Origin of the sequence: Shewanella basaltis (genome assembly GCF_023283885.1) — a bacterium.
GTDB lineage: Bacteria > Pseudomonadota > Gammaproteobacteria > Enterobacterales > Shewanellaceae > Shewanella > Shewanella basaltis.
In genome coordinates this window covers 44,274-57,203 of the sequence record NZ_JAKILA010000003.1, presented here as the reverse complement: position 1 = coordinate 57,203, position 12,930 = coordinate 44,274, and the positions used below count along the sequence as shown (strand labels likewise).

At 42.2% G+C, this 12,930-nt stretch carries 11 protein-coding genes and 3 tRNA genes; 7 read left to right on the top strand and 7 right to left on the bottom strand.

Features of this window, described 5'->3' with window-relative positions; all coding sequences use genetic code 11:
- Positions 1 to 40: 40 nt before the first annotated feature.
- Positions 41 to 2,317 carry an acyl-CoA dehydrogenase gene (locus L2703_RS03530; RefSeq protein WP_248969763.1) on the bottom strand — a complete coding sequence of 759 codons (2,277 nt, stop codon included), beginning with the start codon at positions 2,315 to 2,317 and terminating at the stop codon, positions 41 to 43.
- 11 nt (positions 2,318 to 2,328) lie between these two features.
- Positions 2,329 to 2,970 carry a TetR family transcriptional repressor PsrA gene (gene psrA, locus L2703_RS03525; RefSeq protein ID WP_248969762.1) on the bottom strand — a complete coding sequence of 214 codons (642 nt, stop codon included), beginning with the start codon at positions 2,968 to 2,970 and terminating at the stop codon, positions 2,329 to 2,331.
- A gap of 196 nt (positions 2,971 to 3,166) precedes the next feature.
- Here psrA and L2703_RS03520 point away from each other — a divergent pair, with 196 nt between their 5' ends.
- Positions 3,167 to 5,017 (top strand): M2 family metallopeptidase, encoded by a 1,851-nt coding sequence (locus L2703_RS03520; protein ID WP_248969761.1) that lies wholly within the window; start codon positions 3,167 to 3,169, stop codon positions 5,015 to 5,017.
- Between the two features lie 50 nt (positions 5,018 to 5,067).
- On the opposite strand, the gene smrA is transcribed toward L2703_RS03520, so the two are convergent.
- Complete coding sequence (gene smrA / locus L2703_RS03515; protein ID WP_248969760.1) at positions 5,068 to 5,670, bottom strand: DNA endonuclease SmrA; 603 nt, start codon at positions 5,668 to 5,670, stop codon at positions 5,068 to 5,070.
- 122 nt (positions 5,671 to 5,792) lie between these two features.
- On the opposite strand from smrA, the gene L2703_RS03510 reads away from it, so the two are divergent.
- Both L2703_RS03510 and L2703_RS03505 read left to right on the top strand, forming a co-directional pair.
- Positions 5,793 to 6,395, top strand: coding sequence for a YybH family protein (locus tag L2703_RS03510; RefSeq protein ID WP_248969759.1), 603 nt, complete (start codon positions 5,793 to 5,795; stop codon positions 6,393 to 6,395).
- Positions 6,392 to 6,877, top strand: a complete 486-nt coding sequence (locus tag L2703_RS03505; protein ID WP_283107789.1) for a YchJ family protein — start codon at positions 6,392 to 6,394, stop codon at positions 6,875 to 6,877. The genes L2703_RS03510 and L2703_RS03505 overlap by 4 nt, the downstream gene beginning before the upstream one ends.
- Here the strand turns inward: L2703_RS03505 and L2703_RS03500 are convergent.
- From L2703_RS03500 to L2703_RS03490, 3 genes are all read right to left on the bottom strand, one after another.
- Positions 6,874 to 9,117: a sensor domain-containing phosphodiesterase gene (locus L2703_RS03500; protein WP_248969758.1), complete on the bottom strand. Its 2,244-nt coding sequence runs from the start codon at positions 9,115 to 9,117 to the stop codon at positions 6,874 to 6,876. The genes L2703_RS03505 and L2703_RS03500 overlap by 4 nt on opposite strands.
- Positions 9,118 to 9,451: 334 nt before the next feature.
- A complete protein-coding gene (locus L2703_RS03495; RefSeq protein WP_248969757.1) occupies positions 9,452 to 9,742 on the bottom strand; it encodes a DUF406 family protein in 291 nt (96 codons plus the stop codon).
- Positions 9,743 to 9,833: 91 nt separating this feature from the next.
- A complete protein-coding gene (locus L2703_RS03490) occupies positions 9,834 to 10,331 on the bottom strand; it encodes a VC2046/SO_2500 family protein (RefSeq protein ID WP_248969756.1) in 498 nt (165 codons plus the stop codon).
- Between the two features lie 124 nt (positions 10,332 to 10,455).
- Between L2703_RS03490 and L2703_RS03485 the strand changes: the two genes are divergently transcribed.
- The 4 genes from L2703_RS03485 (at position 10,456) to L2703_RS03470 (ending at position 12,078) form a co-directional block, all read left to right on the top strand.
- A tRNA-Tyr gene (locus tag L2703_RS03485) sits at positions 10,456 to 10,540 on the top strand.
- Between the two features lie 95 nt (positions 10,541 to 10,635).
- Positions 10,636 to 10,720: transfer RNA gene (locus L2703_RS03480), tRNA-Tyr, on the top strand.
- A 28-nt stretch (positions 10,721 to 10,748) separates the two neighbouring features.
- Positions 10,749 to 10,833 (top strand) — tRNA-Tyr (locus L2703_RS03475).
- A gap of 183 nt (positions 10,834 to 11,016) precedes the next feature.
- The gene (locus L2703_RS03470; RefSeq protein ID WP_248969755.1) at positions 11,017 to 12,078 is read left to right on the top strand and encodes a PLP-dependent cysteine synthase family protein; all 1,062 of its coding nucleotides are present in this window, start codon (positions 11,017 to 11,019) and stop codon (positions 12,076 to 12,078) included.
- 76 nt (positions 12,079 to 12,154) lie between these two features.
- Here the strand turns inward: L2703_RS03470 and queE are convergent, their stop codons facing one another.
- Positions 12,155 to 12,823: a 7-carboxy-7-deazaguanine synthase QueE gene (gene queE / locus L2703_RS03465; RefSeq protein ID WP_248969926.1), complete on the bottom strand. Its 669-nt coding sequence runs from the start codon at positions 12,821 to 12,823 to the stop codon at positions 12,155 to 12,157.
- Positions 12,824 to 12,930 lie beyond the last annotated feature (107 nt).

Sequence of the window (12,930 nt, the reverse complement as noted above, 5' to 3'; positions counted from 1 at the left end):
AGAGTCAGGGCTTAATTGTTATCACACTATGTTACGTCAATTACAGCTTATCGAAATCATTTACATTGATTGCGGCTAAACGCAGAGCATCGGCTTCAACAAGTTGCTTGTGTTCAGCTTCTGTAATGATGTCTTTATCAAGGGCAACATCAAACAGTTCAAGCATTGGTAGCTTAGCCTTTAGATGACCGCTACGTTGCGCTTTTTTGAGTTTCTTATACACGTCTTTTGCAGCATATTTTGCCAAGAATGCATTTTCTACTTCAGCTATACCGCTTGTGTCGCCATCAAACTCACCACACAAAAAGGTGATACGATTACGCGCAGGTCCTGGCTTTAGCATACCTTTACACACGTCTACCGCGGCTTTATCGCTTGGCGCGTTGAAATGATTACCCAATGGGAAAATCAATACACGTAACAACACAGCCGCAATTTTGCTTGGGAAATTACGAATAGCATCGTCTAATGCTTTAGCAGCTAAGTGCAAACGCTCTGTCATTGCATAATGTACTGCAGGTAAATCGTCTTGCTGACGACCATTGTCTTCAAACAATTTTAACGTAGCAGACGCTAGGTACAATTGGCTTAATACATCGCCCATACGCGCAGAAATCATTTCTTTACGTTTAAGATCGCCGCCCATAATCAACATTGACAGATCAGTCATGATTGCAAGTGATGACGAAATACGCGTCATGTCACGGTAATATTGTTGTGTAGGACCACTCACTGGAGCACTGGCAAAACGACTGCCAGTTAACGCATTACCAAATGAACGTAATGCATTACCAATGGCATAACCCATGTGACCCAGTAGCAATGAATCGAAACGATCTAGTGCAGAGGTTTCATCTTCCATACCTGCGGCTTCCATTTCAGCCAATACGTATGGGTGACAACGGGTCGCGCCTTGACCAAAAATCATCAAAGAACGGGTTAAAATGTTCGCGCCCTCTACCGTAATCGATATGGGGTTAGCCATAAATGCATGGCCTAGATAGTTCTTAGGTCCTAATTGAATGCCTTTACCAGACTGAATGTCCATCGCATCTTCAAGCACATCACGACCAAGTTCAGTCATGTGATACTTAGCAATAGCGGTAACAACAGATGGTTTAACCTTTAAATCAATACCTTGTGTCGTTAAACGGCGCGCAGCTTCAAGCTGGTAAGTATTGGCAATAATGCGAGCCATCGCTTCTTGTACACCTTCAAAGTTACCGATAGGCATACCAAATTGTTGACGTACATAGCTGTAAGCTGTGGTTGTCTTCGTTGCGACATGCCCCGATGCCGTAGCTAACGCAGGTAATGAAATACCGCGACCTGCTGACAAACATTCAACTAGCATGCGCCAACCTTTACCCGCAAACTGCGGGCCACCAATAATCCAATCTAGTGGAATAAAGACATCGTTACCGCTTGTTGTACCATTCATAAATGCCATCATTAATGGATTATGACGACGGCCAATCTCAACGCCTTCGTGATCCGTTGGGATCAAAGCACAAGTAATACCAAGGTTTTTAACGTCACCGAGCAACCCATCTGGGTCACGCATTTGGAACGCTAAGCCTAATACTGTTGCCACTGGTGCAAGCGTAATGTAGCGCTTGTTCCAGGTTAAGCTTAATCCCAGTGTTTCTTCACCTTCAAACTCACGGCGACATACTATACCCACATCAGGAATGGCGCCAGCATCACTGCCTGCTTCTGGGCCTGTTAAAGCAAAACACGGAATGTCTTTACCTACCGCTAGCGACGGTAACCAACGATCTTTTTGCTCTTGGGTACCATAATGAGTTAATAGCTCTCCAGGTCCTAACGAGTTCGGTACCATTACAGTTACAGCGGCACTCACACTGCGTGTGGCAATTTTGGCCACAATCGTTGAGTTTGCATAAGCCGAAAACTCACGACCACCGTATTTTTTAGGAATAATTAACGCAAAGAAACCTTCTTCTTTGAAGTATTGCCATAATTCTGGTGGCAAATCTTTGCGATTATGAACAATATCAAAATCATCAATCATGGTAAGCGCGGTTTGCACTTGATTGTCGATAAAATCTTGTTCTTCTGCCGTTAATGTTGGCTTACCAAAACCATGTAACGTATTCCAGTTTGGTTTGCCGCGGAATAACTCCCCTTCCCACCACACATCGCCCGCTTCCATGGCTTCTTTCTCGGTGCTCGACAAAGGTGGCAAGACTTTTTTGAAGAACGAAAACACCGGACGAGTAATAAATTGCATCCGTATATTTCGTACGCCAAAGAGGACAATGATCGCTATCAGTAGCAATATGACGATACTCATTTTATACCTTCTTAGTTTGTTAACACAGGGACAGCCACACCGGCCGCCATGTAGGGAATGACTTTACGAATAATTGCTTCAGTGTTGTTATGTTCGCCATAATCTGCTGCGGCAATTTCATTTAATGCATCTGCTGATGCCATAGTGAACACAATGGTCCCTAGGGTAAAATGCAAACGCCAAAACATTTCTGCCTGCGGAATGTGCGGCGCACTTGCGGCAACGGCTTTCACAAATGTTGCGAGATGTTCACCGTAATGCGTGGTAATGAACCAACGCAAATGCCCTTGGCTTTCAATATAGCCTCTACCTAGCAACTGCAAAAAAATAATTGTTCCGCCATTACGCACTTTATTTAATTCAAGTAACGGTTTAATTAAAGCAGAAAAAATCTCGTTTAGTGAGGCATGCTCAGGTGCTAGATGCAAACGATTAATTTCTATTGATGCACTTGGCATAAACACATCAAGGTATCTTGCTAATACTGCGCGAATTAATTCTTTTTTAGAACCAAAATGGTAATTGACCGATGCCAAATTGACTTCGGCTTTACTGGTGATCAGTCTTAACGAAGTTTCAGAAAAACCTCTTTCAGCGAACAACTTTTCAGCTGCATCGAGTATTCTTGTTTTTGTATCAGTACGGCTTGCCATTCCATGACCCAAAGTTAATTTAAACACTCGTTTAAATTAATCATTGAGCGAACAGATGTCAATCGAAATTATTGGCTTTTCCACTAAAAAAAAACAACAAAAAGCGTAACAAACGCACCAGATTATTAACTTATATGCAATGAATCCTATTTTTAGGTACACTGACCTCGATAATAAAAACAAGGAAGCCAATATAATGAAGTTGCCTTTAAAACAACCGTCTCAAATTGCACTTTTTGTGTCTCTCGCTTTAGGACTTAGTGCCTGTAATGACACCGCACAAGTGCCCCCCCCTGCGGCTGAACAAGCACAGCAAATTGACAGTGCTGCGGCCATCGAGTTTATCAATAAAGCTGAAGCTGATTTAGCCAGCTTAAACGTTGAAGCGAATCGTGCAGAGTGGATTTACTCTAACTTTATTACCGATGATACCGCAGCCTTGTCTGCCGCCATGGGCGAAAAAGTCACTTCCACATCGGTAAGATACGCCACAGAAGCCGCTAAGTATGCCCACGTTGAACTTGATGCCGTCAATGCCAGAAAACTAAACAGTTTACGCAGCAGTCTAGTGCTACCAGCCCCACTTGACCCTGCCAAAAATGCAGAGCTTGCCAGCATTGCATCAGAACTCAATGGAATGTACGGTAAAGGTAAGTATTGCTTTGCCGACGGTCGCTGCTTAACTCAACCTGAGTTGTCTAATTTAATGGCTGAGTCAAAAGACCCTGCGGTCTTGCTTGAAGCCTGGCAAGGCTGGCGCGAAATTGCCAAGCCGATGCGTCCTTTATTTGAGCGTGAAGTTGAACTCGCCAACGAAGGAGCTAAAGATCTGGGTTATGCCGATTTATCTGAATTATGGCGCAGTCAATATGACATGAAGCCTGACGAATTCTCAGCTGAATTAGATCGCTTATGGACCCAAATAAAACCACTATACGACGCATTGCATTGTTATGTTCGTGGCGAATTAAACGAGCAATACGGTGATGAAGTAGCGCCTAACACTGGGCCAATTCCAGCTCATTTGCTCGGCAACATGTGGGCGCAGCAATGGGGAACCATTTATAACACTGTCGCACCTGAAGATGCAGACCCTGGTTACAATGTAACAGAGTTATTGGCTAAAAATGGTTATGATGAAATCAAAATGGTTAAGCAAGCTGAAGGCTTCTTCACCTCTTTAGGTTTTGATGCGCTGCCAGACACTTTTTGGAGCAGGTCTTTATTTGTACAACCACAAGACCGTGATGTTGTGTGTCATGCATCGGCTTGGGATTTAGACAATCTAGACGATATCCGTATTAAAATGTGTATTCAAAAAAATGCTGAAGATTTTACGGTTATTCACCATGAGTTAGGTCATAACTTTTATCAACGTGCATACAAAAATCAACCGTTTATTTTTAAAAACTCAGCGAATGACGGATTTCATGAAGCCATTGGTGACACCATTGCGCTGTCGATTACACCTAAATATTTACAACAAATTGGCTTACTCGACACTGTACCTGATGCGTCAAAAGACATTGGCTTATTATTAAAGCAAGCACTTGATAAAATAGCATTTATGCCATTTGGTCTGATGATTGACCAATGGCGCTGGCAAGTGTTTAATGGCACCATAAAACCGGATCAATACAATCAAGCCTGGTGGGACTTACGTGAAAAATACCAAGGTGTAAAAGCGCCTATTGCACGCAGTGAAGCCGATTTTGATCCAGGCGCTAAATACCATGTGCCGGGCAACGTTCCGTACACACGTTATTTTTTAGCCCATGTGTTGCAGTTCCAATTCCACAAAGCACTGTGCGATATTGCCGGCGATACTGGCCCGGTTCACCGCTGCAGTATTTACGGTAACAAGGCTGCAGGCGCTAAATTAAATGAAATGCTTGAAATGGGCGCCAGCCAACCATGGCCAGAAGCCCTCAATGTTGTTACTGGTACCAAGCAAATGGATGCCAAAGCCGTACTCGATTATTTTGCACCATTAAAGGTTTGGCTTGATGAGAAAAACACTGAAGCTAATCGTCAGTGTGGATGGTAACGCGTTATTAATAACATGCACAAAACGGGCGCCATTGTAGCGCCCGTTTTTTATCTAAAACCACTGCCTTTTCGATTTAATTCACTGTTTTCAATCTTTTTTTGCGGTGATTTTTTTAACATAACAAACACAGCACCAACCCCACCTTGATGGCGCGTAGCAGAATGGTAAGCCACTACGGGATCGATTTGTTGTAACCAATGACACACGGCTGATTTCATCAACGCAGGATAAGGCAGGCTTTTATAACCTTTACCATGGATAACCAGCACATTTCGCTCGCCTCGCTCGTAAGCACTCAATACACAGCGAACCAAGCTGTCGCGAGCTTGCTTGAGCCGATACTCATGTATGTCTAACTCGGTTTTGATGGGGTATTTACCCAGCCTTAACTGTTTAAACACTTCATCTTGAATACCATCGGCTTTGTAGCTGACAATGTCATCGGGTTGCAGTGGCTGAATCAAATGCGGATCTATGGGTAATAACTGTAACAATTCATGTTGTTGTGCTGCAGCCCTTTTGGCTAACTGAGCATCTGTAACACTTAATGGATTAAGCCAAGTTTGTGATGATAAACTCATGTTGTCAGCTTTTAAGGGGGTGACATCGGCCATCTCTCGTAAAAATAAATCATCATCACTAAAAGACATGGGTTACCTCCTACATACTTTGTAAAGATTATGCGCTTGGCAAAATCATTGAATAATTTATAGTTACGCTCACGGTATAGTGTTTTGGGTATCACGTTCACCTATAAAATAGAGAAAACACATTGAAAAAAATATTATTTCGATTTAACACAGGTATTAACACTTACTTTCTACTTTGCCTATGTTTAAGCATAAGCTTATTTAATTCTGCCGCGGCAGAATCGCTACCCCATAAGCAATTAAATGCTAATTTTACCCAATTATCGCAAGCTTTTGAGCAGCTCGACCTCTCCAGTATTGAACATATTTATACAGACAATGCAGTATACGTTCCTGAAACCCAAGAAAAGGATATTATTTCAGGCAAACAAAATATCTTAAAATTATACACACGATTTTTTGATAAAATTAAACGTAAACAAGCCAAATTAGAAGTCGATTTTAGAGTGACAGTACGTCATGTCGACCAAAATAGTGCAACTGACATTGGTTATTATCTTGTCCGTTTTCATCCTGGTAAAGACTCGGGCGAACCTGTAAGTGAATTTGCAGGTAAATTTGTAACCGTCTTTGCTAAGGATAACAAAGGTCAGTGGCAAATAAGCGTTGATTCAAACACCCATGCTTTAGCTAAATTTTATTATGATGCGAAACCGGTACCTGATCTGTATTATGGCCGCCAATTTAACACCACTGCCATCACAAAAACGAGTGTTAAGCCATGAGTCAGCCTAACATAAGCGCGGCGGAGCTATGCCCCTGTGCAAGCAAGGCTCAATACCAACATTGCTGCCAACCGCTTCATTTAACACAAGCGATAGCCACATCACCTGAGCAGTTAATGCGTTCACGGTACTGCGCATTTGTGGTGGGCAAATTTGACTATTTGATAGCGACTCATCACCCCGATTTTCGGCAAGGATTAACCGTAGAACAATTAGCCAAAGATTGTCCGCAATGGTTAGGGTTACACATTACCAAGGTCTCGCCATTTGATACTACAGGGGATGTGACGTTTAAAGCGTGGTACATAGCAAATAAACACATTGATGCGATATATGAGATGTCGTCATTTGTGCAACTCAATGGACATTGGCTCTACACGACGGGAAAACAGATGCAAGCCCGTTTACCCAATCGTAACGAGTCTTGCGTATGCCACAGTGGTAAAAAGTTTAAACACTGCTGCGCAACACTAACCTCTTAATTGTGCAGTGGTGCCCAAGCGCTGTGATTATCAATAAATTGGGTAAATTCGCTGACTCTCACCGCTGGACTGTATAAGTATCCTTGAGCATGATGACATGCACTAGACGATAAAAACGCTTCTTGCTCTTTGGTCTCAACGCCTTCTGCTGTCAATGAGATATTCAATGCCTTTGCCATGGCAATAATTGCACTGACGATTTCACGACTTTCACGGCTCGATGAAATATCCATGATAAATGATCGATCTATTTTTAACTTAGATATGGGGAACTGTTTTAAATACTTCATTGAACTGTATCCCGTTCCAAAATCATCAATGGCAAGGCCGACACCCAGTTCAGCCAATTCGTGGCACAGGTTTATGGCAAAGCGAATATCGCCCATTAATTCTGTTTCTGTAATTTCTAAAATTAATGTTTTAGGTTTGATGCGATAACGGGTAACCAAACGCCAAACTTGCTCGTATAAATTACCACTAAAAAACTGCCTTGCCGCTACGTTAACGTGCATGGCAATATTAACATTTTTGTGCTGCCACAAATTAAGCTGCTTACAGGCGGTTTCAAGTACCCATTCACCCATAGGGATAATCATCCCGGTTTGTTCAGCAATATTGATAAATGAGCCTGGGTACAACACGCCTTTTTTAGGATGATGCCAACGGATTAACGCTTCAGCACCAATATATTGATTGCTTTGCAAGTCCATTAAAGGTTGATAATAAAGCTCAAATTCTCGTCCTTTAATCGCTTGTTGTAAATCGCGCTCAATCTCGGCATTGTAGGTAAAGGCATCGAGCAAATCCGCATTAAAAAACTGATAATGCATTTCAGATTTATTTTTTGCGTATTGCAAGGTGATGTCGGCACAAGACAAAGGAGAAAACATCCCAGCAACCGATTGAATATCAACCACCGCGATGGCAGGTTTAGGCTCCACTTTTTCTCGGGAAATCACCGCCGGTATCTGTAAATTTAAATAAAGACGCTTAACTATTTGTTCTATGTCGGCAAGTGTATCGCCGGCTTTAACCACATTGTTAGGTAGCAAAATAGCAAACTCATCACTACCGACTCTGGCTACATCTATCGCCTTGTTAGTCAAAGAAAAATGTTTCAAACGACGCGCCACTTCAATTAACAACGCATCCCCTTGCTCATGCCCATGGGTGTCATTAAAACGTTTAAAGCCCATCAAATCGATCAAGATGAGATGCCCATCGACGGCACGGTCTAATACTGGGGTAAAGTAACTACGATTGTGTAATCCGGTTAAATTACAGTGCCAAGCGAGGCGTTCTAACTCTGCTTTATGGATATATTCACTGGAATTATCGTAACTTGACACTAACGCGTAGTGTTTGCCTAATTCGGTAATAAATGGCGTGATATGGTAATTGAGCCAATATTGGCTGCCATCGACGCGGCTCAGTTTAATGTTGCCTTTAACAACTTCTTTATCATGCAGTTTTTTTACAATGACATCCAATAACCTTGGATTTGTTCTAAAAATATCAAGATTAAGTGCACTATGGTGCTCAATCGACTGTCTGGCAAGACCTGTCATTTTTTCATGGGCGCCGTTAACATACTCAACAATTTTTGTGTCGGTATTGACCAACATCACGACATGTTCTGATTGCTCAGCGGCGTTACGCAATAAATAAATTTGCTCATTACTGTCGTATGTATATCGAGTCGCTAGGGTTAACGCCAACTGATCTGCGCACTGAACGGCAAACTGAATATCTGCTTTTAACCACTTTCGCGGCTCGGTGTGTTCAATCGACAGCACCCCTTCTATATGGCCATTAATCCGAATGGCAACATCTAGGCTACTACTAATATTATGCTGTTGATAATAAGCCGAAAACTGCTCTACAAGCTGTTGTTGATGTTCGTCACTTGACAGTATGTAGCGATGTAAACGAAGTTGGTTAAAGAAATCTGGGTCTATGCTTGTGGTTTGGCGTAAAGAGGGGTGGTGCTCAAGTGTGTCAACCACACAACTTGCCACTAAATTTTGAGCGCAAATATGCAAATCATTTGTGTTGGTATTACCGACGACATTGTGCTCGCCATCATTGTCAGTGAGCAACCACACAGACACAAACGAAGCATCAAATTGAACTCTTAAGTGTTGGCAAACCAACTCAGAGGTTGCGGTAAAATCACCTTGCTGTTTAGCACTGGAATTTACAATTAATTCCAACAAGTGCTGCTGCTCTTTTCGATTCATTTAATTCCCGAAGCTTAACGACAAATAGCTGTTTAAGGGTTTTTTGATATCATTTTAAAATGATTTTATTGTTTTATATTTTTACACACATCATGAATATGCAGGCATCTAAGTAACGTGGGTTCAATCAAAATAACTGAACATCAGCATACGCTACTATACTCCAATGCTGAGCGTGAAGATTACACTTTTTGTAGCTGCACAGCAATGAAATCGTCGCAATATTGCCAATATACTCGCTCAATTTGCAAGCAACTAAACCATTGATTTACGGTTCATCAATACCAAAAGCACTGCGCCTTATTTGCACAAGGTTATTTGCAAGCCTATCAGTTTACAATGAGTTCTCTAGCTGAAAAATCATCTTCTCGACGCTAAATTCAAAAGCCAATACTAGGTCGTATTGATCATTATGTTGAGTGACTGTGACTTTGGTTTCAGGAAAACGCTGTAAAGCGGCTTCTTGAAGTGTATTGGCTTTTAACAAGGCATCACTACCACTAAAACTGAGTTGCAACACGGTATCATCGGCTTCTACCACCGCACCAATGTCAACGAAACTGCCACAGTCTGCACAACTGTCATTGACGTTATTGGCTTGTTGCTCTTTAATTTGCTTAATCATCTCACTACCTCAACGCGTTGTTAGTGAGCAATATCCTAACCGAAACAAATGGCCTTTATATTTGCCAAGCTCACAAATAGCAGATTTAACCCTAAGCATAACTTGACGCTATGGTCTGGCTAATTTTACGCTGCGTTGCCAACTGTTCAAGAAAATGCATGTCTTCTATCACATTATGCTGTTGATAAAGATTAAGCGCTTTACGTTTAGTCAGTTCATCACAGTTGCTCAATACCTCCACCATTGCATCGGGTTGCTTACCACGAATAACAAAGGCTTCTGGCGTTAATGCTTGCTGTAATTGAAACTGGCGTGCGCCTTGGTGTAAAAACACATGCGCGTTATCAGTTGGGTTGGGATGTGTGGAAATATCATCAACCAGCCGCTGTGCAGGAGGGAGAGCAAATTGTTTTCGCAGCTTTTGGTCTGTGTTGAGTTCAAGGTCAAATTGAAATTGAGCCATGTCTCGAGTGTCTGACGATAGCATCGCCAATAGTAAACCAAATTCTCCGCGACGATTATGTTCAATCGCCTCGTTTAATCGGCTACCTATTTGTAACTCATTGACTAATGTTGACCCAATTTGCATATAAAAACATCACCACTACTGCGCATTGATATTTTATCGACCAATTAAATCAAAACTTTAAAAAATTTTCATTTTTAGACTTTACATACAAAGGGTTTGTGCATACTATGGCGGCCGCAATTGAGGAGGGGTTCCCGAGTGGCCAAAGGGATCAGACTGTAAATCTGACGGCTCCGCCTTCGAAGGTTCGAATCCTTCTCCCTCCACCATTTGCGTTGTTGTACTTGTTGGTAATGACCGTTGCCAACAAAAAGCGTTAAAGTGTAAAAGTGTAAAAGTAAAGTAAGTGATAAAGAAAAAGCGCGGAGGGGTTCCCGAGTGGCCAAAGGGATCAGACTGTAAATCTGACGGCTCAGCCTTCGAAGGTTCGAATCCTTCTCCCTCCACCATCTTTTCTTTGTTATTTTCTTTCGCTGTGGAGGGGTTCCCGAGTGGCCAAAGGGATCAGACTGTAAATCTGACGGCTCCGCCTTCGAAGGTTCGAATCCTTCTCCCTCCACCATTTTACCTTCATTCCTTTGTGTATTGCGTTTCCCCACCTTATCTCACCATCTTGCCTAACCGTGTATGTTACTGTTACTAGCTTTGGCTGCCTATGCAGTAAAATGTCATTACACATCTATACTATTTTTCACGTTTTATTTTAGTTATGATTTATGCCCTTTTGGAATAACGGGTTTCTCTCATGCCAACATCTTGGGTCAATCAGGCCATTGCAAAAATTGAGGCGGATTACCAACGCTCTGCTGACACACACTTGATCAAATTAGATTTACCGCAACTTGTGGGCGTAGATATTTATCTTAAAGATGAAAGTACTCACCCAACAGGCAGCTTAAAACATAGGTTGGCTCGTTCGCTTTTTTTATATGCCCTTTGTAACGGCTGGATTAAACAAGGTACCCCCATTATAGAGTCATCCTCTGGCAGCACAGCGGTTTCAGAAGCCTACTTTGCGCGCTTGCTGGGGTTGCCTTTTATCGCGGTAATGCCGCAAACCACAGCGAAAAAGAAAATTCAGCAAATTGAATTTTATGGTGGTCGGTGCCACTTTGTCGAAAATAGTAACCAAATGTATGCCGAGTCAGAAAAGTTAGCTCGTGAACTGAATGGTCATTATATGGACCAATTTACTTACGCTGAACGTGCAACAGATTGGCGTGGCAATAACAATATTGCTGACTCTATTTTTAACCAAATGGAAAAAGAACCCCACCCTATTCCCAGTTGGATTGTAATGAGCCCCGGAACAGGCGGAACTAGCGCAACCATTGGTCGTTATATCCGCTACCAACAACAGTCGACTCAATTGTGTGTTGTTGACCCAGAAAACTCCGTTTTTTATGACTATTTTCATCAGCGAGATGCCAGTATAGTCAGTAACAAGAGCAGTAAAATTGAAGGAATTGGTAGACCACGTGTCGAACCATCGTTTATTGCAGGTGTGGTGGATAATATGTTGCAAATACCTGATGCAGCATCCATTGCAACCATCCAATGGTTAGAGCAGCTGATTGGCCGTAAAACAGGAGCATCCACAGGAACCAATTTATACGGCGCATTACTGTTAGCCACTCAAATGCGTCAGGCGGGACAAACAGGGTCTATTGTTACGCTAATTTGTGATGCTGGTGAACGGTATTTAGATACTTACTATAACCCGCAATGGATCGACAGCAACATTGGCTGTTTTGAGCATTACCGCCAAAAGCTGCAACAATTTGATGACAGTGGTTTGTTGATTTAATTTTTCATAGCGTAAGGACAACAATGCCGCAGATTATCCGCGGCATTGCTTTATTAATTCTACAAGCAGTATTAATTTAATCGATATTTAAGTATTTGTGAGTCTGAATAGATAAGCGCCAGTTGCGGGCAATACAGACTTTCATGGCTAATGCGGTGGCACGTTCTTTTTGGCTAATTGGCTGTAAGCAGATAGTTTTGCCGGTTAAATCAATGCCATTAAGCAGTGCATCTAATTCTTCAACATGTTTTTCTGTAGCCACTGGGTGTTTAATTTCGTTGGCGCGCACTAATGCTTGCTCAAGGACTTTATATCCGCCTTTCATGTTCACTTTAGGCGATACCGTCACCCAAACGGCGTCATGGCATTTAACCTCAAACGTACCACTGGTCTCGATTTGAACTTGATAACCTGCTGCAATAAAGTCGTGAGTCATTTCAGTTAAATCATATAAACACGGCTCGCCACCCGTTAATACAATATGCTTGGCGGTAAAGCCTTTTTCCAAAAATGCGTTAATTAATGTCGCACCAGTATGCTCTGCCCAGCGACCAATGGTGCCATCAACCTGTATAACCTGTTCAGCACTGACCTTATTTTCTGCTAACACATCCCAAGTTTGCTTTGTATCACACCATGCACACCCAACAGGACAGCCCTGTAAGCGAACGAAAAGTGCCGCAACCCCAGTAAAGGAGCCTTCACCTTGTATTGTTTCAAATACTTCGTTAACTGGATATTTCATCATTAACCTTACTTTTATTGCGGGGTAATATCACCAGACAGACAACAGGGCGGCATTTATAGAGGATTTTACCGTTAGCTGCAAGTATTTACACAGCTTGCTTTGCA

Excerpts from the sequence above, each read along its gene's own strand:
- L2703_RS03530 (WP_248969763.1), bottom strand. The coding sequence starts at position 2,317 with ATGAGTATCGTCATATTGCTACTGATAGCGATCATTGTCCTCTTTGGC.
- psrA (WP_248969762.1), bottom strand. The coding sequence starts at position 2,970 with ATGGCAAGCCGTACTGATACAAAAACAAGAATACTCGATGCAGCTGAA.
- L2703_RS03520 (WP_248969761.1), top strand. The coding sequence starts at position 3,167 with ATGAAGTTGCCTTTAAAACAACCGTCTCAAATTGCACTTTTTGTGTCT.
- smrA (WP_248969760.1), bottom strand. The coding sequence starts at position 5,670 with ATGTCTTTTAGTGATGATGATTTATTTTTACGAGAGATGGCCGATGTC.
- L2703_RS03505 (WP_283107789.1), top strand. The coding sequence starts at position 6,392 with ATGAGTCAGCCTAACATAAGCGCGGCGGAGCTATGCCCCTGTGCAAGC.
- L2703_RS03500 (WP_248969758.1), bottom strand. The coding sequence starts at position 9,117 with ATGAATCGAAAAGAGCAGCAGCACTTGTTGGAATTAATTGTAAATTCC.
- L2703_RS03495 (WP_248969757.1), bottom strand. The coding sequence starts at position 9,742 with ATGATTAAGCAAATTAAAGAGCAACAAGCCAATAACGTCAATGACAGT.
- L2703_RS03490 (WP_248969756.1), bottom strand. The coding sequence starts at position 10,331 with ATGCAAATTGGGTCAACATTAGTCAATGAGTTACAAATAGGTAGCCGA.
- L2703_RS03470 (WP_248969755.1), top strand. The coding sequence starts at position 11,017 with ATGCCAACATCTTGGGTCAATCAGGCCATTGCAAAAATTGAGGCGGAT.
- queE (WP_248969926.1), bottom strand. The coding sequence starts at position 12,823 with ATGAAATATCCAGTTAACGAAGTATTTGAAACAATACAAGGTGAAGGC.